The sequence below is a fragment of the Thiothrix eikelboomii genome (assembly GCF_900167255.1).
Lineage (GTDB): Bacteria > Pseudomonadota > Gammaproteobacteria > Thiotrichales > Thiotrichaceae > Thiolinea > Thiolinea eikelboomii.
The window spans coordinates 1-1,174 of the sequence record NZ_FUYB01000049.1 but is presented as its reverse complement, the minus strand read 5'-3'; the positions used below and the strand labels follow the sequence as shown (position 1 = coordinate 1,174).

The 1,174-nt window shown below is 37.0% G+C and carries 3 protein-coding genes; all 3 read right to left on the bottom strand.

The window, feature by feature from the left end; all coding sequences use genetic code 11:
- Positions 1 to 72: 72 nt before the first annotated feature.
- Positions 73 to 408, bottom strand: coding sequence for a hypothetical protein (locus B5D50_RS19950; protein ID WP_078924400.1), 336 nt, complete (start codon positions 406 to 408; stop codon positions 73 to 75).
- Positions 409 to 552: 144 nt separating this feature from the next.
- Positions 553 to 1,089 (bottom strand): GNAT family N-acetyltransferase, encoded by a 537-nt coding sequence (locus B5D50_RS19945; protein ID WP_078924399.1) that lies wholly within the window; start codon positions 1,087 to 1,089, stop codon positions 553 to 555.
- Positions 1,086 to 1,172: an IS1 family transposase gene (locus B5D50_RS20925; protein WP_078924398.1), complete on the bottom strand. Its 87-nt coding sequence runs from the start codon at positions 1,170 to 1,172 to the stop codon at positions 1,086 to 1,088. Before B5D50_RS20925 ends, B5D50_RS19945 begins: the two co-directional genes overlap by 4 nt.
- Between the last annotated feature and the right edge of the window lie 2 nt (positions 1,173 to 1,174).

Below are 1,174 nucleotides of genomic sequence, written 5' to 3'. Positions count from 1 at the left end.
GGACGGCGACGACGGTTTGAGCTACGCTTACGGTTGATCGCCGCTCTTGTTAATCGGATGATTGGGGGATAATTATTTTCGCAAGAGGTCTATTGCATAAACTGAAAATAAACCTATTAGTAGGTTGAAAGCTAAAATCGAAAAAAAATCTTTTAGACCTATGTGATTTCTTATTTCTTTATATTCATTTATTAGAGAGTAGCCTTTTTTATGAAAATCATAAAAAAACCAAATAATTAACAAAATACTAGGACCACCTCTTAAGATTTCAAAGCCAGCATCTGGGTATTTTGAAATTTTCGGCAAAATCTCTACAAACCCTACAGCTAATGCCGAGCCTAGAATTTGCGCTAGGATAAAAACCATGATAATTTTTAAAACATTGGTTTGAGTGAAGTATTGATACATTATCTAAATAGCTCAAATGAGTAAAAAACCATTAATGAAATTATTAGCTTAATGGAGTATCATATAATGACGATCAATTATGTTTAATGCTGGTCAGGCTTGATTAATTTTCAGTACACCACATGCATTGTTATATGCCTTTTGCTACCAATATTTAGGATCATTTAATGCCTCAACGCATTGGGTTGCTCCCTGCATTACCTGAATAGGTTGGCCGTCTAGTGCTTGTGCCAGCCAACCCATTGACTGGCTTAGTGGAAACGGAGCATTTACAATATTGGTAGTTATTTGTTTAAAGCCCGTTTTTGAATAATAAGCGGGATTACCATAAGTAAACACCAAATTGACCTTAAGTGATCTTAGATGATCTAGGCCATAGTTAATTAGTTGTTGGCCTATACCAGTTTTTTGGACGTTTGTTGAAACGGCTACAGGAGATAGAATAAATGCAACTTGGCCGCTAGGAACAGTAAAGCGACTGAAAAATATACACCCCACAACACAGCCCATGTCTGTTGCGACACAGCCAATTAAATCTTGTGGTTTTGATTGAGTGATCAAGTTTGAAACCAAATTACCAAGATTTTGGCCTTCTAACTCACCCTCTGAGTTGGTAAATACATCAGTGAAAAGCTTAATAACTTCATCAGTGTTTGCTGGATGGAATAAGGAAAGGGTCATGTATTCAACCAGTTGAACGAGTGTCTAGCGATATACTCACCGACGACCTTATCATGTACCTCGACCGACCTAGAAAAACAAATCG

Coding starts and splice junctions, on each gene's coding strand:
- B5D50_RS19950 (WP_078924400.1), bottom strand. CDS start 408: ATGTATCAATACTTCACTCAAACCAATGTTTTAAAAATTATCATGGTT.
- B5D50_RS19945 (WP_078924399.1), bottom strand. CDS start 1,089: ATGACCCTTTCCTTATTCCATCCAGCAAACACTGATGAAGTTATTAAG.